Raw genomic sequence first — 15778 nt, forward strand, 5'->3', positions numbered from 1 at the left:
TTGCTTTGGATCAACCCTTGGAAAACAGGCCCTGCAAGGCGCGTTTGATGATGCCCCGCGTCGAAGGTTTGTGCCTGTCCGAGAAGGGCAGCGGGCGGCACACCTCCATCGCGGCCACACCCACACGAGCGCTGAGTGCCCCGTTGACCAGACCCTCGCCGAACCGGCGTGACAGTTTGCTCAGAACGGAACCGCCCAGGACAGGCTCCAGCAGATCATCGCCGACTGCAACCGCCCCTGTCGCCACCAGATGCACAAATACACTGCGGGTCAGACGCCAGCCGCCCAGCGTACCCGCGCGCCCGCCATAGATTTCGGCAACCCGGCGGATCATCCGCAATGACGCGGCCAGCGCGGTTATCACATCCGCAAGCGCCAGCGGCACCAATGCGGTCACGGTTGCAACTTGCCGGGCCGCGGCCTCGACCTCGCGGCTGGCGGCTTGGTCCAGAGGCGCCAACAGCTCAACTTCGGCAAGTTCCAGCAGAGCTGACGCATCGAACTGATCCGCCATCCGCTCGGCCAATCGTTCGCGGCCCCAGCGTGTGTCTTCCCGGCCCTTGTAGAATGCGATGATACGATTGGTGACTGCGCGGGCCTGAGCCAGATCTTCCTCTGCCAACGCGGTATCTGCGGCCCGACGCAGGCCATCCACACGGGACAATCGCCCCAATGCGGCCAGTTCACGGATTGCGATCATAAGCGCCACAAGAACCAGCGCGGCGATCAACCCGGTTACGATCCACCCCAAAACAGGCGTTCGCGCCACCAGCGAAGTTGCAAAATCCCACGCGGCCACCGATACGGCCGCCCCGACCACTGCCAGGGCCAGCCCCCAGAACCAGCGCGCCAGAGCCGATGGCTTGCGCGCCGCCAGCCGTGCCGCGCCTTGCATCGCCTGCCCTTGTGGTTGCGCGATGTCCGGCACCGGCGGGGCCTTGGCGACATCGGCAGGGGGCTCATCCGCTTCAAGATCGATCAAAACCGGGCCTTTAGCCATTGATCACATCCTCGCTGCGCCAGACAAACCGTATGTCCGGCAGGTTTTCGTCGTTGTCCGCCCCATCGCTGCGGGCCACCTCGGCAAAGCCGTTACGTTCATAAAACCGGCAGGCTCGGGCATTGTTCTGAAACGCGTACAAACTCAGCTCTGAGCGGGCCGATTTGGCGTGATCCAGCAATTGCCGACCAATCCCGCGGCCCCGAACCGAAGCATCCAGATAAAGCGAATGGATTTCACGACCGTCGAGCGCCAAAAAACCAACAACGCCGGCCTCGGTTTCGGCCACGGTCACCCATTCCAGATCAATCATTCGACCACAGAAAGCAATTGTCTCGGCGCAGCTGTGCAATTCAGGCATCCAGTCGTTTTCCAAGGCGAAACCGTGCAGGATCGACCCGATGGTGCCCGCATCCGTCGGGCGCGCGCGGCGCAGAATTGTCGTCACAACCGATCTCCGATCAAGAACTGTGCCGCCCTGTCCAGCCGGATATGCGGCGGGCCATCACCAGGTTTTAGCGACAGCTTTGCCGGGGCAAAGGCCATGAAGCCGTAATCTTCGCCCAACCACGCATCAGCCCCGTTGCGGGCCGGACCCAACAGATGCGCTGGATCCTCGGGCAATTCTCCCGGGTAGAAGGCGGCCTGTTTGCCGCTCTCCAACAGGGTACCCCGAACGCATGGCAAGTCTGTCCCGTCGTGGTGGCGCAGTTCTTCGGTCGTAGCACGCAGCGAAGCCAGAGACAGGGCCTCGGTCCGGGCCCCTGCGAAACTCGCCCGATCACGCGCCTCGCGCGTCAACGCCTCGATAATCGCGGTCAGGCGGGGATGCTGCATGTGGTGCAGGTGGTCCGCTTTTGTCGCCGCAAAAAGGATGCGTTCAACCCTTTTGCCCAGCAGCAATTGGCTGAGCCACGCGTTTCGGCCGGGGCGAAAGGCCGACAGGATATCAGCCATGGCGCGCCGCATATCCTCGACCGCCTGAGGACCTTTGTGAATAGCGCCCAGCGCATCGACGAGAACCACCTGCCGGTCGATGCGCGAGAAATGATCGCGAAAAAACGGTTTCACGACCTGGGCTTTATAGGCTTCGTATCGCCGTTCCATCTCGCGATGAAGCGTTCTGCGCCGCGACGGGCCAGACACCACCAACGGCGCAAAGGTCAGAACCGGAGATCCGGCCAGATCCCCCGGCAGCAGGAAACGCCCGGGGGTACAGTCGTAATACCCCGCTTCACGCGCCTGATTGAGATAGGTCGTGAAAGACGATGCCAGCGCCTGCGCGGTCGGCTCGTCATGTGCGCCGGACGGGTCTGCGGCATTGACCTGCCCCAGATACTCGGCTGCCTCCGTGCGGGCCTCGATACGCGCCAGTGTTTCCCAAGACCAGTCTGCATAAGACTTGTCCAGCAGGGCCAGATCCAGAAGCCATTCGCCGGGGTAATCGACGATATCCAGATGGACGGTGCGCGGTCCCTGCAAGCCAGCGAGCAAGCCGGCTGGGCGGGCTTTGAAGGACAGGCGCAGCTCTGACACCGCGCGTGTGCTGTCCGGCCAGTGCGGTGACGGACCCGTCAGGGCGGACAGGTGCGTTTCATAATCGAACCGGGGCACAGTGTCATCCGGTTGGGGTTGCAGATAGGCGGCATTGATCCGACCTTCCTGCTGCGCAACCAACCCGGTCATGCGCCCCCGATCCAGCAGGTTCGCCACCAACGAGGTGATGAAAACCGTCTTGCCCGATCGCGCCAACCCGGTGACACCCAGGCGGATGACAGGCTCAAAAAACGTCTCGGATACGCTGTCGCCGATGGTTTCGACGCCGCGCACAAGACTGTCTGCCAGAGATGAGATGACCAATCTGTCGCCCCGCAATTATCGTTTCACCCAAGATAGGTAGAGGGTACCGCACATACCAGCGCTTTCGCCCCCTTGCCCGTTCCCGCGCCGCGCTGTACCAGCGGCACATGCCCAGATACGCGTTGAAAGTCGAATACCAGGGGGAACCGTTTGCCGGATGGCAGCGGCAGAAGGATCAGCCGTCCGTGCAGGGCGCAATCGAACAGGCCCTGTCCCGTATCCAGCCGGGTGCGCATACGATTGCTGCCGCAGGGCGTACCGACGCCGGGGTTCATGCGTTGGGTCAGGTCGCCCATTGCGACATGGCCAAGGAGTGGGACCCGTTCCGCCTGTCCGAGGCGCTAAACTATCACCTCAAACCGCAGCCGGTGGCGATCGTGGACGCCGCACGCGTGACCGACGATTGGCACGCGCGGTTTTCGGCGGTCGAACGGCAATACCTGTTCCGCGTCCTGATGCGACGCGCGCCTGCAACCCATGATAAAGGGCAGGTTTGGCAGATCAATCATCCGCTGGATGTCGAGGCCATGCAGGAAGCGGCGAACATGCTGCTGGGTCGCCATGATTTCACGACCTTCAGGTCGTCGATTTGCCAGGCGGCCAGCCCGGTCAAAACTCTGGATGAGTTGCGGGTTGAACAGGTTCAGGGCTTTTCCGGCCCCGAAGTTCATTTTCACGTAAGGGCTCGGTCATTCCTGCACAATCAGGTGCGCAGTTTCGTCGGAACGCTGGAACGTGTGGGCGCCGGAGCGTGGACCCCGGAGGAGGTGCGTGAGGCGCTGGAAGCTGCCGACCGTGCAGCCTGCGGGCCGGTGTGCCCGCCGCAGGGGCTGTATCTGGCGCGGGTCGGATATCCGGAACCGGTGTTCGACTGACCTAAATCGCACGCAGCAGCAAACCACTTGCGATCACGGCAATGATCAGCCCGGCGACCAGTTCGATGGTTGGGGCCAACACCGATGCGAACCGTGTGGCTGAGGCTGAGGCCAGCAGACCTCCGCGAAGGCCAAAGGACGTCCATCCCACCAATGTCGTCACCAGCGCCGTGCCCAATGCCATGGCAAAAGCCCCGGCGATACCGACCATCGCGATGCCCATCTGCCACGTCAGAATCAGCACGAACAAAGCCCCTGTGCATGGTCGTGCCGCGATGCCCGCAATCAGGATAAGGGCCTCGCGCAGTGAACCCACATTCGCAACTTCCTGCGCGGTCGGGCCATGGCGGTGGCCGCAATCTGAACAGACTTCTCCATCGTGGTGGGGATGATGCGAGTGATCATTTTCCTGTTGATGGTGCTCATGGGGCGATGTGGTATTCCGTTTCTTTGCAAAACTGCGCAAGGACCGGACCACCAGCCAAAGACCGATAAGGACGATCGCTCCGTAGCTTATCGGAGCCATGACCTGTTCCGTCGTTCCAACAAGGCTTTCACGGGACATTTGGAACACCAGCACCCCGGCATAGACCAAGACGACGGCCGTCACCGCCTGCCCCAGGCTGGACAATACACTGATCGCCGACAACCGCCAGAAGGCGACACGCCGACCCAAACCGTAACCCCCGATCAGGACCTTTCCGTGGCCGGGGCCGATGGCGTGAAAGAACCCGTAGGCGAAACAGACCGTCAACAGCGTTGCCACCGCCTCGGGTTGCTCGGCACGCGCGGCACGCAAGGACCGGGCGATCTGGTTCTGGAATTCTCGTTGCTCCCCCGCAGCCCAGGCCGCAAGGCTGTCAAAGCCTCCGCTGCCCCAAAACCAGAGCAGCAGTGCAATCGCCAGGCCGACAGGCAGGATCAGGTAGCGGGACATGAAACGCGGATCTCGGTGGCAAAACGTTCACCGACCAGAGGGATGTCATTTTCCTCGAAGTCATAGTCGGCGTCCAGGGTCAGCAGAAAGGCCTGCATCTGGGCCAGTTCGCCGTCGATATCCGGGTCAAACCGGTCAATCTGGCACGCGGCGGGGCCCGTCACGGTCACGGGTCGCGTCACCTCGTACGCGGTATAAAACGTCTCATCAAACGCTTTCGCAGACAGCGCCGTGGCCGCGACGGAACCGGCCTCCACCGCCCTGAGATGCGTGGTGACAACGCGCCCGTCTTCAACTGTCGCCTGCGCCTCCATCGGGCCCGACAGCGCGACGGGGGTTCCGTCTGTGGTAACGACAAGATCGCCGTTATATCCTTCCACCCACTGCGTATCGAACCCGGTCAGGAACCGTTCTTCGCTTTCCGTCAGAACGCCGTCAGCATCCTGATCCAGCTTCATGTCTTCCAGAACCAACAACGAGTAGAATTCGTCATACGCCCAGGTCACGCGAACATGGGTCAGTTGACCAGCGTCATCCACGATGAACTCCAGCCCGGTATCAATGAAGACATGGGGGTGGGCGTTGGCCTCCATCGGCAAACAAAGGATCATAGTGGTTATAAGATAACGCATAGGTGCAAGATAGGTCTCCGTCCGCGTGGCGGCAACGACATTTTCACTCCCGATGCGAAATCCGGCCCACCATCAGGTCGGCGGAAACAGAACCAGTGTTTGCAGCGCAGTACCCACTGGACCTTGCGTATCAAAGAGCACGGACTGAGACATGCCGATGCCGGAAGGCTGCCAATGCGAAATCGATTTTGAGGCCAGCCAATCCGAAACCGGTTCACGGTGGATATGCACGGTCAGGTCCGTATTCATGAACCCCATTTCAGTGGTCGGCGCATTCCATGAGATACCGTTTCCACAATCGGCCAACGGGCACAGGGCCTGTATGGGCGATTGATCCTCGCCCTGCAAAAGCTGCGGAGTACGCATCCAAATCGTTTTGGGCCCGGCCCCCTGTTTTCCCCCTGCGGGATAGCGAATATCGCTGTAATGGGCAAAGCCTGGCAGATCGTGGCGAATTTCACCTATCGGAAAAGGGCCATCGACAACGTCCTCTATTTTCGGCGCATCCATCTCGACATTCGGCATCTGCCCCAGATCGCGCCGCAACAGGTGCATGGTTGTTGCCGTGGCGCACAACGTATCGTCGAGATCGTGCACCGTGACCCGCGTGGTCCCAAGCGTCTTTGTGTGGCGCGTGGTCTCTGCCGCAACGCGAAGCCCGGCCAGCGGGAGCGGCCTCAGCAAATCGACAGTCAGTCGGGTCAGCATCTTCTCGGGGCCGATTTCGGTTTCCGCGGCCCGTACGATCAAGCCGCTGACCGGCCCCGCGTGGCAATGTGCGGCAGACCAAGGCCCGCGCGCGGCATCGTTACCAACAAACGCCCCGTCCTCGCGCTGATGAAAATAAGTCGTGTTGGTAAAGTCGAGCGCTTCCGCCATGTGATCCTCAGGTTTGTTCTTGCGCAAATCGTTTCCGTTTGTCTGAACCCAGGCGTTCAAACACTTTCCCCATTCCGACTTTGGCGGCGAAAATGTAGGACACGCCGGCCTTGCGATCAGTTTCGCCATTACCGCCAGGGACACATGCGTCATCCATCCGAGTGACCTCGACCCCGGTCATATCAGCAACGTCTTGCAGATGATCATGAATTTGCACGGCCAGGCTGATTGTCATGTTTTCGGAAATGTCCCTCTGAAGCACCGGGTCCGGGCTATACTTTCGCCGCAAGGATGGCTTAACTGCCCGGGCCCTGTCCACCGCAGTGACGGGACGTCACCACATCTAACATATGCAGGAGCCGCACATGGCGTTGTTGATCGAAACCGGGCTGTCCAACTGGATAAGTGATGACGAAATTGCCCGCAGTTTACAGGCCGTGTTACCGGATGCGGATATCCGCACCGCCGAAACGCTGGGCAATCCTGATGACATAACCATGCTGGCCGTGGTTGACATGCAACGTGACCACCCGACGCGATTGCCGAACCTGAAACTGGTTCAAAAGCTGGGCGCAGGGGTCGAGACCATTGTCAGCCATCCCGGTCTGCCCGGTCACGTTCGTATCACCCGCCTGAAGCCTGACGCACCGGCACAGGGCATTGCCGAGTGGTTTCTGGCCTATATCCTGCGCGCTCAGCGACACATGGCGTTTCACGAAGCGGCTCAAACCCGCGCCGAGTGGTCCCCGCGAGCACCGGTTTTTACCCCGGACACCGTGGTCGGTGTTCTGGGTCTTGGCCACATCGGCGCCCGCACCGCGCGGATGCTGCACGCCGTGGGCTTTCAAGTCATGGGCTGGAGCCGTACGCCCAAAGCCATTGAAGGCGTAACTTGCATGCATGGGCAGGACGCGTTGCCCGCGCTTCTTGGCCAATGTGACCACGTTTGCGCCATCCTGCCCTCGACCCCTCAGACCGCTGGCCTGTTTGATGCCCGGATGCTGGCGGCGATGAAACCCGGCAGTCAGCTGCTGAACGCCGGGCGCGGAAATCTGATTGATGAGGGCGCCCTTATCGCGGCACTGGACGCAGGGGTTCCGGGCCATGCCGTTTTGGACGTCACCTCGCAGGAACCTTTGCCACAAGACAGCCCGCTATGGCGCCACCCCGGTGTGACGATCACACCACATGTTTCAGGCTGGCATCTGGGCGACGCCTTGTCGGATGTGGCTGAAAACTTCCGGCGCCTCAGCTCCGGCGCGGCCTTGCTGCATGAAGTCAATCGTGATCAGGGTTACTGAAATCTGAGCTGATGATCAGGGCGTAAGGATCCAATTGCCGTTGCCGTCGTTGCACCGGCGGGTTCGGATTTCCCTGCTCTGATCACCGCCGTCCGGCTGAATCACATGCTGAAGACCAACGCAGTTTCCCTGTACCGATCGTACCCGGATTGTCCCTTTGGAACCCGTGTCGTCATTCTTCCATGACCGTTCCTGGCCCACGGAAGGCGTACCGCTGGTCAAAAGCGCGTTCGAGGCTGCGTTGACCACTTCGAAATCTGCCGGAGACAACCCCATCTCGGCTATGATTCGGGACAGCGGCTTGGCCTCGACCACGGTGTTCATCAATAGAATGCCGCATGCGGCGATGGCGGTAAAACTTGGGGCATTCATGGCGGCCTCGCAGAGCTGAAATCATTTGTGGTCAAGGTTATACCCCTAACCCGGCAGGGCCAAGCCCCCGACACGTACCTTCGAAGCATACCAAAAAATCTGTCTGCGTGCCCCCTGTTCGCAAGCCCGCAACACAGGCGATCCGGGGTGGGTCAGGCATTGGCGGCACAGGTGCTGCAACCGGCATTTGCCATTGCCCACAGATCGTCGGTAACACCTGCCCGACGGGGTGGCGTCGCAAATTTCTGACCTTGGGGCTTCACAGGCGGGCCGGAATTTGCTGAAATCCAAGTAAATTCTGATTTTGAGCACTGGAGATTGTTCCATGAAACTACGCCCTGCCCTGCTGGCCGTCGCAGCACTCGCTTCATCCGCGGCCCTTTTTGCATCCCCCATCTCGGCCAAGGAAGAAACCAAATCCGTGTTCGTCATGAGCCGCACCTGGGCGGTGACACAGGTTTCCGATGCGCCGGTTGTCTATCGCGCCACGCGTGACAACAACAACCTCAACCCATTCGGTCCGCCACCGCGCCTGCGCACCGTTCAGGCCATTGCCGCGATTCAGCAGGCAACCGGGTGCAAGCCGATCGTGGCCAGCATGTATCAGAACATCTCGGGCCAGTTTTTCTCGCAGGTCAGCTGCAACTGACACAGCGTCAGATCAGGCATTGAGGTCGCCGGACCGGCCTGCCATAGCTTGCGCATGAAACTCGCAATAAACGGATTCGGCCGTATTGGCCGTACGATCCTGCGGCAGGTTCTGGCCCTGCCGGCAGGGTCAGATATCGAGCTGGTGCTGATCAATGACATCGCGCCGCTGGACACCTGTGCATACCTGTTCAAATACGACAGCACGTTTGGCCCCTATTCCGGCGATGTGTCCACAGGGAACGCCGCGCTGATCGTGGATGGTCACTCAATTCCCATGACACACAGCGCTGATCTGACCCGCGTTGATCTGTCGGGCGTTGACGTCATGCTGGATTGTACGGGTATCGCCCGCAGTTCGGACGTTGCGCGTCGCGGTTTGTCTGCGGGCGCAGGCAAAGTGCTGATCTCAGGCCCCTCCCCTGCTGCTGATGTCACCGTCGTTCTGGGTGCGAACGAAGACCAGTTGGGCAGCGCCCGGATTGTGTCAAACGCATCCTGCACCACAAATGGGCTGGTGCCACTGGTCAAGGTCATCGACGATATCGGCGGTATCGTGTCGGGGCACATGACCACCATCCACTGCTATACCAACAGCCAACCGATGGTGGATGCGCCGCGCGGCGACCTTGCCCGTTCCCGGGCGGGGGCGCTGTCGATGGTTCCGACCACATCGAGCGCGATGCACCTGATCGATGTCGTCCTTCCGCATCTGGCCGGGCGTATCTCGGGCGCGGCTGTCCGCGTTCCGACGGCAAGTGTGTCAGCCGTGGACCTCGTGGTCACATTGCAGCGCGGCATGAGCGCCGAAACCTTCGATCAAGCCCTGAAACAATCCGTTGCTGCATCCCCGGTGCTTGGCTGGACTGATTTGCCGCTGGTCTCGTCCGACTTGCGGTCCCGCCCTGAATCGCTGGTTGTTGCCGGGCCCGAGACCCGTATGGTGGGTGAAAATCAGGTCAGGGTCTTTGGCTGGTACGACAACGAATGGGGCTTCTCGGCGCGAATGCTGGACGTGGCCCGCCTGATGGCAGCCGAATAGCCGGGCGGCAACCTCAACACAATTTGGCCGAAAAAATTCTCGTCTCATGTATAATTCCTTTCCCCATCCGCTTTCAGATGCTCTAACCTGAATTCAAAGGGCCGTGCACGACACGGACAAGAGAACTGGAATTGGGACAGTTGGGGCAATTCATGCAAAGGAGCAAGCGGCAATGCCGCCTGGGGCGCTGGCTGATGGCCACAGTTGTGACTTTGGCCCCAACCACGCTGGCGGCGCTGGAAACGTCTCTCACCGCCCCTGGTGCATCGAAAGAACTGGTTGAACGTCTCAAGCAGACATCCTCAGTAACCACGGCTGAAGAACGCGGCCTCGACACCCCGCTTGAAATCCTCTCGGCGGCCTTGTCGGATTACCGTACGATCGTGCAAATCCTTTACGACGAGGGCTATTTCAGCCCGGTCGTCAGCATCAAGCTTGATGGACAGGAAGCGGCCGAGCTGAGCTCTCTCACGGTGCCTGCACAAATAAACCGTGCTGCGATTGCCGTTGAAACCGGGCCAAGCTTCAAATTCGGCACCGCCACTGTTCAGCCCCTGGCCCCTGAAACCAAACTCCCCGAGGATTTTGCCCCCGGGAAACTGGCGACGACCGGTGCCATTCAACAGGCCTCCTCGGCCGGTGTTCAGGGATGGAGGGACGCGGGTCACGCAAAAGCCGGAATTGCGGGTCAGACAATCATCGCGCGCCACGCCCAAGCTCGTCTGGATGCCCAGATCGACCTTGATCCCGGGCGCAGGCTGACATTTGGCAAGATGTTCATCAAGGGCAATTCAGATGTACGCCACAGATCCATCGAAAAGATCGCCGGGTTCCCAAGTGGAGAGGTCTATTCCCCTGAGAAAATCCAGAAGGTGGGAACACGGTTGCGCCGGACCGGCACGTTCAACGTGGTCTCGTTGCAGGAACGAGAGACTCCAAACCCCGATGGCACACTGGATTTCGACGCCACGTTCGAAGACCTGCCCAAACGTCGGTTGACCTTTGGTGTCGAACTGGCCTCTCGCGATGGTGTGGATGTGACGGCGACGTGGACCCATCGCAATATGTTCAGGCGCGCAGAACGTCTGCGCTTCGAAGCGGCGGTTCGAAATATTGGCGGTGCAGAGGATATTGATGGCCGGATCGGGCTGCGTCTGGATCAACCTGACCGGCTTGGACCTGATGACAACACCTTCTGGAGCGCCCTGCTGGAACGCCGCAACACGGAAAACTACAATGTGACGGTGGCTTCGCTGGCCTATGGTGCGCGCCGGACGTTCTCGGACAATCTTTACGCCGAGGCATCGGCCGGGTTCCAGTGGTCGGACGCGGATGACGCATATGGCAGCGGGCGCAAGTTCAGGTATTTCATCGTGCCGTTCCGATCCGAATGGGATGAGCGTGACAGCAAAGTCAGTGCAACGCGCGGTTTCTATCTGGATTCCCAGATCATGCCCTTTGTCGGCTTTTCCGGCAGCGACACGGGAATTCGTCTGTTTTTCGACGGTCGTGCCTATACCAGCCTTGGCACCGGAGGACGGGTTGTACTGGCGGGGCGGGCGCAACTGGGATCGGTAATCGGCCCACCCGCAAATGGCGTCACGCCCGACTTTCTGTTTTTCTCGGGCGGTGCGGGAACCGTTCGCGGGCAGCCGTATGAAAGCCTCGGCATTCCGGTCGGAAGCGGCGTCGCGGGCGGCAAGTCATTTATTGGCTTGTCCGGCGAGATCCGAGGCAAGGTGACCGACAGCCTGTCGCTTGTCGGGTTTTACGACTACGGTGTCGTCGATACATCTTCGTTTGTCGGCAGCGGCGCGGAAGACCACTCGGGCGCCGGTATCGGCGTAAGATACGATCTGGGCGGGTTTGGCCCCTTGCGTCTTGATCTGGCCTATCCTGTCAGCGGTCCCACCGGGGACGGGCTACAGTTCTATATCGGGATCGGACAGGCATTTTGAGACGGCACCTTTCATATCCTCTGCTGATCGCCGCGCTGGCAATCGTGCCTGTGGCCGGACATCCGCAGGAGGACGAAGGCGGCAGCATGATCGAGCGGTTCCTACAGGATACCCTGTCGGGCGACGATCAGAACGTCACCGTCAAGGGCCTGCAAGGTGCACTGAGTTCACGTGCCACGATTGCCGAGATCACGGTTGCCGATGACGAAGGGGTCTGGCTGACTATAAAGGACGCCGAACTTGACTGGAACCGGCTGGCTTTGATCCGTGGGCGGTTCTCGGTCAATGCCTTGACTGCACAAGAAATCGACGTTGCCCGTGCGCCGGGCACCACCACCAAAGACACGCCGCCGCCAACCGCAGAAACAAAGGGCTTCCAACTGCCTGAACTGCCCGTAGCCATTGAAATCGGTGAAATTCGCATCGACGAGCTGGCTTTGGGCCAGCCCCTGATCGGAGTGGCCGCAGAACTGGCGGTTAGTGGCAACCTGTCACTGGCCGACGGAACGCTGGACACCAACCTTGATATCACGCGGCTGGACCGGGCGGGCGATGAGATCAAGTTGGCCGCGGGCTTTCAGAATTCAAACAGCCAGATCAATCTTGATCTTCAGGTGACAGAGGCAGCGGGCGGCCTGATCTCGACCGCTCTTGATATGCCGGATACCCCGCCTATCGCGCTGACAGCGAAAGGGTCCGGACCCGTGACCGATTTTACGGCCGATATCGGTCTCAGCAGCGATGGTCAGCCTCGGGTGACAGGGCAGGTTCGGTTACGCTCGGCCCCGACTGCCGCGGCTAGCGCGGAAGAGGGCATTGCGTTTACTGCCGATCTCGGCGGTGATTTGACACCTTTTGTCGCCGAAGAAATGGATACTTTTTTCGGTGCCAAAACACAGCTCTATGTGGATGGGCGAACCCAACCTGAAGGTGCGCTGGAAATTGACGAACTTGAGATCTCGTCACAAGCACTGAACCTGAAAGGCCAGTTACAGTTGGCGGCAGGTGGGCGATTGCAACTCGCGGCCCTGCAAGGACGCATAACGCCACCGGAGGGTGAAAGGGTAACTCTTCCAGCCTCGGGCGGTGACACGTCCGTTGGAGCGGCACAGATTTCGGCGCTGTACGACGAAAAAAACGGCAATCATTGGGACCTGAGCCTGACTGCGAACGCCGTGCAGGCCGAGCAAGTTAATTTGGAGCGCGCGCAAATTACTGCTCACGGGACCTTGGAACAGGGCGCAGCGCTAAAAATCAATGGCAATCTGCAGGCCGCGTTGGACGGAATTGATCTGGCGGACGAGGCCCTGAATGCAGCAATAGGCGACCTCATCACTCTGGATGGCACCTTTGACTATGGCAGTGACCAATCCCTGAACCTGACCGGTCTCGAACTGGTTGGTTCGGATTACGAATTGGGTGTCGACGCATTGGTCAGCGGCCTGTCCACCGGTTTGGCCATCGACGGCACCGCCACTTTGGAAGCCACGGATTTGTCCCGGTTTTCGGAACTGGCCCAACTGGAGCTGGGAGGCCAGGTCTCGGCCCGTCTAAACGGTAAAGGCTCACCACTGGAAGGCAGTTTCGACGGCAAACTGGAGGTCGAAGGAACCGACCTCTCGACCGGGCGTGATGACATCGATCCGGTGATCAAGGGCAACACAGCAATAACGCTCGACGCCAAGCGTGGCGCAGATGGCATAACCATCCAAGATTTCACCCTGATCGGTGATACCTTGCGCGCCCAGGCCGACGGCACCGTAACGACCCCTGATGGCAACGTGACGATCGATGGTCAGGCGACGGTCAATTCCCGGGACCTGTCCGTGTTTTCGGGCCTTGCCAAACGCGAGCTTGGGGGTGCAGTGCAAGCGAAACTGAAAGGAAAAGGAACTGTTCAGACGCTGGAGTTTGACGGCACGGCCAGCGTATCGGGCCGGGATATCAAAACCGGTCTGGCCGAGATCGACCCGCTGTTGGTCGGTCGCAACGAGATCACGTTCGACGGTGCGCTGAGCCAGGAACAGATTGTGATCCGCGACGCATCGGTGAACGGTTCAGCGCTGACCGTCAAGGCCTCTGCCACCATAGACGACCCAAGGAAAGCCCTTGCCATTGACGGGCAGGTCAATCTGAACATCCCGGACCTGTCACCGTTTTCAAGCCTTGCAAAACGCGATCTGGCAGGGGCGATCCGTGCGGATATTGTCGGCAAGGGCGCAGTCGGCAGCAAAGCGTTCGACGTAAAAGGCAATCTGGCAGCGGACGACATCAAAACCGGGATCGACGCCGTTGACGACCTGATCCAGGGTCGAACGAACCTGACCGTGGACGCGATGAACGACGATGAAGGCCTGGATATCCGTACGTTCCAACTGATTGGAACGGCCCTTTCGGCGAATGCATCGGGCAAGCTGAACCGAGACGCCGGCGGTTTGGACTTTTCCGCCAAACTGGATGACCTTGCCCGTCTGTCGCAAACCTTGTCAGGCCCGCTGAACCTGAGCGGGAACGTCGCTCCGACCGGCTCTGGGTTGGAAGGCACCGCCCGCCTGGACGGGCCTGACAGCTCTTACGCCAGCCTTCAAGGAACGGTCGGCCAGAATGGCTCGGCTGATGTGGATTTTGACGCCAAACTGAACCGGATCGAGCGGTTCGTTCCCGAATTTCCCGGCACTGTGGCAGCAAAGGGAACGGCCAAACGCGATAACGGTGTCTGGACGATTGACGCCAAGGCGCAAGGGCCTGCCGACATAGACACCACGTTGGCTGGCACCTTTGATGAAACCAACGGTCAGGCGGATCTGAAGGCACAGGGCGGCATCAACCTTGGGATCGCGAATGTCTTCATCACACCCAACAAGATCGACGGGTCGGCGCGCTTCGATCTGGCACTCAAGGGTGCTCCGGCGCTGGCGTCGCTGAGCGGTTCAGTCACCACTTCGGGCACATCCCTTGCCATTCCGGGTGCTGGTCAGACCATTACCGGGATCAGTGGTCAGGTGGATCTGGCGCAAAGTCGCGCAAACATTACACTGAATGGCGGAGTTCGGGCGGGAGGCAACTTTACCGTCAACGGGCCTGTTGACCTGACCCCTCCGTTCAACGCCCAGATTACCACCACCCTGAACAACCTGGTGCTGACAGACCGGTTGCTGTATGAAACCACCCTGAACGGTCAGATTGCCATGACCGGGGCGTTGGCCGGAAACAGTTCGCTTGCCGGTCAGATCACGTTTGACGAAACCAACATCAACCTTGCCGCCGCGTCCGGCGCGGTAGGCGCGGCACCTATCCCGGACATCCAGCACATCAACGAAAGTCGCGCCGGTTTCATCACGCGAGAGCGGGCCGGATTGGTCGTGACCGAAGGATCGGAGAAAAGCGCATCCCGTATTGCGCTGGATATCAGCCTGCTTGCACCCAAGGCGGTTTTCGTCAGAGGACGAGGGGTGAACGCAGAACTGGGCGGTCGAATTTTCATCGGCGGTACCACTGCCTCTGTTGTTCCGTCCGGTCAGATCGAACTGATCCGAGGGAATTTCGACATTCTGGGCCGCAGATTGGCACTGACCAAGGGGATCGTCACATTGCAAGGCGACCTGACCCCGTATATCGAGTTCGAGTCTTCAGCCAGCACGTCTGACGGCACCGCGACGATCGAAATTGCCGGCCCGCTGGATTCACCTGAGGTCAATGTGTTTTCCGACCCTGAACGTCCGGCTGAAGAAGCGCTGGCAATGTTGCTGTTCGGGAACCGGTTTTCAGAAATCTCGCCTTTCCTGATCGCGCAAATGGCAGCATCACTGGCGCAGCTTAGCGGTGCGGGTGGTGATGCAACCAAAGGTCTCCGCGACTCCACCGGAGTCGACACGGTCGACATAGGAGCTTCGGAAAGCGGCGCGGGCCGTTTGGGCGCGGGCGCGTACCTGGGTGAAAACCTCTATACGGATTTCACCGTGAACACCGAAGGTGACACCGAAGTGAACCTAAACCTCGATGTCACGGACAATTTCACGGTGCGCGGTACGGTCGATGGCCGAGGGGAAACCGGCCTGGGTCTGTTCTTCGAGCGTGACTATTGACCAGCTGCCAATAAAAGCCGCGTTGAGCCATCCGTTTGTTTCGCACCAGCAGGTGACGGGTGTTCACATTGCCTTATGGACGCCTGGTTCCGATTTCGTTGGTGGTCGCGATGCCATCGCCAGTGCGGAAATTTGCGTGGTGCCGCGACCAAATGAAAACGCGACGAATTGCCGGGGCAAGTCAGATGA

At 60.1% G+C, this 15778-nt stretch carries 14 protein-coding genes; 6 read left to right on the top strand and 8 right to left on the bottom strand.

All coding sequences use genetic code 11. The annotated features are described in order from the left end of the window. Positions 1 to 10 precede the first annotated feature (10 nt). Genes ACR0LI_RS12830 through ACR0LI_RS12840 form a run of 3 tightly spaced genes read right to left on the bottom strand, consistent with a single transcriptional unit; the run spans position 11 to position 2860 of the window. A complete protein-coding gene (locus ACR0LI_RS12830) occupies positions 11 to 1000 on the bottom strand; it encodes a YcjF family protein (RefSeq protein WP_480486866.1) in 990 nt (329 codons plus the stop codon). Then, positions 993 to 1448: an N-acetyltransferase family protein gene (locus tag ACR0LI_RS12835; RefSeq protein WP_480718619.1), complete on the bottom strand. Its 456-nt coding sequence runs from the start codon at positions 1446 to 1448 to the stop codon at positions 993 to 995. Before ACR0LI_RS12835 ends, ACR0LI_RS12830 begins: the two co-directional genes overlap by 8 nt. Next, positions 1445 to 2860, bottom strand: a complete 1416-nt coding sequence (locus tag ACR0LI_RS12840) for a YcjX family GTP-binding protein (protein WP_480718620.1) — start codon at positions 2858 to 2860, stop codon at positions 1445 to 1447. The genes ACR0LI_RS12835 and ACR0LI_RS12840 overlap by 4 nt, the downstream gene beginning before the upstream one ends. A gap of 107 nt (positions 2861 to 2967) precedes the next feature. Between ACR0LI_RS12840 and truA the strand changes: the two genes are divergently transcribed. Next, positions 2968 to 3735, top strand: coding sequence for a tRNA pseudouridine(38-40) synthase TruA (truA, locus tag ACR0LI_RS12845; protein ID WP_480486862.1), 768 nt, complete (start codon positions 2968 to 2970; stop codon positions 3733 to 3735). 1 nt (position 3736) lies between these two features. Here truA and ACR0LI_RS12850 read toward each other — a convergent pair whose 3' ends face one another. The 4 genes from ACR0LI_RS12850 to ACR0LI_RS12865 form a co-directional block, all read right to left on the bottom strand. After that, positions 3737 to 4672 carry a nickel/cobalt transporter gene (locus ACR0LI_RS12850; RefSeq protein WP_480718621.1) on the bottom strand — a complete coding sequence of 312 codons (936 nt, stop codon included), beginning with the start codon at positions 4670 to 4672 and terminating at the stop codon, positions 3737 to 3739. Then, positions 4657 to 5304 carry a DUF1007 family protein gene (locus tag ACR0LI_RS12855; RefSeq protein WP_480491437.1) on the bottom strand — a complete coding sequence of 216 codons (648 nt, stop codon included), beginning with the start codon at positions 5302 to 5304 and terminating at the stop codon, positions 4657 to 4659. Before ACR0LI_RS12855 ends, ACR0LI_RS12850 begins: the two co-directional genes overlap by 16 nt. Positions 5305 to 5376: 72 nt before the next feature. Further along, positions 5377 to 6183: a thioesterase family protein gene (locus tag ACR0LI_RS12860; RefSeq protein ID WP_480718622.1), complete on the bottom strand. Its 807-nt coding sequence runs from the start codon at positions 6181 to 6183 to the stop codon at positions 5377 to 5379. Between the two features lie 7 nt (positions 6184 to 6190). Continuing rightward, positions 6191 to 6418 carry a hypothetical protein gene (locus ACR0LI_RS12865; protein ID WP_171636793.1) on the bottom strand — a complete coding sequence of 76 codons (228 nt, stop codon included), beginning with the start codon at positions 6416 to 6418 and terminating at the stop codon, positions 6191 to 6193. 130 nt (positions 6419 to 6548) lie between these two features. On the opposite strand from ACR0LI_RS12865, the gene ACR0LI_RS12870 reads away from it, so the two are divergent. Then, a complete protein-coding gene (locus tag ACR0LI_RS12870; RefSeq protein ID WP_171636791.1) occupies positions 6549 to 7484 on the top strand; it encodes a 2-hydroxyacid dehydrogenase in 936 nt (311 codons plus the stop codon). 15 nt (positions 7485 to 7499) lie between these two features. Here ACR0LI_RS12870 and ACR0LI_RS12875 read toward each other — a convergent pair whose 3' ends face one another. Continuing rightward, positions 7500 to 7856 (bottom strand): hypothetical protein, encoded by a 357-nt coding sequence (locus tag ACR0LI_RS12875; protein ID WP_209834911.1) that lies wholly within the window; start codon positions 7854 to 7856, stop codon positions 7500 to 7502. A 325-nt stretch (positions 7857 to 8181) separates the two neighbouring features. Here ACR0LI_RS12875 and ACR0LI_RS12880 point away from each other — a divergent pair, with 325 nt between their 5' ends. The 4 genes from ACR0LI_RS12880 (at position 8182) to ACR0LI_RS12895 (ending at position 15589) form a co-directional block, all read left to right on the top strand. Next, complete coding sequence (locus ACR0LI_RS12880; protein WP_170344942.1) at positions 8182 to 8505, top strand: hypothetical protein; 324 nt, start codon at positions 8182 to 8184, stop codon at positions 8503 to 8505. A 54-nt stretch (positions 8506 to 8559) separates the two neighbouring features. After that, entirely contained in the window at positions 8560 to 9546 is a 987-nt protein-coding gene (locus ACR0LI_RS12885) for a type I glyceraldehyde-3-phosphate dehydrogenase (RefSeq protein ID WP_209834909.1), read from the top strand. A 152-nt stretch (positions 9547 to 9698) separates the two neighbouring features. Next, positions 9699 to 11504: an autotransporter assembly complex protein TamA gene (locus ACR0LI_RS12890; protein ID WP_171636786.1), complete on the top strand. Its 1806-nt coding sequence runs from the start codon at positions 9699 to 9701 to the stop codon at positions 11502 to 11504. Then, positions 11501 to 15589, top strand: coding sequence for a translocation/assembly module TamB domain-containing protein (locus ACR0LI_RS12895; protein ID WP_480718623.1), 4089 nt, complete (start codon positions 11501 to 11503; stop codon positions 15587 to 15589). Before ACR0LI_RS12890 ends, ACR0LI_RS12895 begins: the two co-directional genes overlap by 4 nt. Positions 15590 to 15778: the final 189 nt, after the last annotated feature.

Source organism: Ruegeria sp. CL7 (assembly GCF_056536445.1).

What these genes read in the sequence shown, in the direction of transcription:
- ACR0LI_RS12860 (WP_480718622.1), bottom strand. Translation starts at nt 6,183, where the DNA reads ATGGCGGAAGCGCTCGACTTTACCAACACGACTTATTTTCATCAGCGC.
- ACR0LI_RS12850 (WP_480718621.1), bottom strand. Translation starts at nt 4,672, where the DNA reads ATGTCCCGCTACCTGATCCTGCCTGTCGGCCTGGCGATTGCACTGCTG.
- ACR0LI_RS12870 (WP_171636791.1), top strand. Translation starts at nt 6,549, where the DNA reads ATGGCGTTGTTGATCGAAACCGGGCTGTCCAACTGGATAAGTGATGAC.
- ACR0LI_RS12855 (WP_480491437.1), bottom strand. Translation starts at nt 5,304, where the DNA reads ATGCGTTATCTTATAACCACTATGATCCTTTGTTTGCCGATGGAGGCC.
- ACR0LI_RS12885 (WP_209834909.1), top strand. Translation starts at nt 8,560, where the DNA reads ATGAAACTCGCAATAAACGGATTCGGCCGTATTGGCCGTACGATCCTG.
- ACR0LI_RS12875 (WP_209834911.1), bottom strand. Translation starts at nt 7,856, where the DNA reads ATGAATGCCCCAAGTTTTACCGCCATCGCCGCATGCGGCATTCTATTG.
- ACR0LI_RS12880 (WP_170344942.1), top strand. Translation starts at nt 8,182, where the DNA reads ATGAAACTACGCCCTGCCCTGCTGGCCGTCGCAGCACTCGCTTCATCC.
- ACR0LI_RS12865 (WP_171636793.1), bottom strand. Translation starts at nt 6,418, where the DNA reads ATGACAATCAGCCTGGCCGTGCAAATTCATGATCATCTGCAAGACGTT.
- truA (WP_480486862.1), top strand. Translation starts at nt 2,968, where the DNA reads ATGCCCAGATACGCGTTGAAAGTCGAATACCAGGGGGAACCGTTTGCC.
- ACR0LI_RS12890 (WP_171636786.1), top strand. Translation starts at nt 9,699, where the DNA reads ATGCAAAGGAGCAAGCGGCAATGCCGCCTGGGGCGCTGGCTGATGGCC.
- ACR0LI_RS12830 (WP_480486866.1), bottom strand. Translation starts at nt 1,000, where the DNA reads ATGGCTAAAGGCCCGGTTTTGATCGATCTTGAAGCGGATGAGCCCCCT.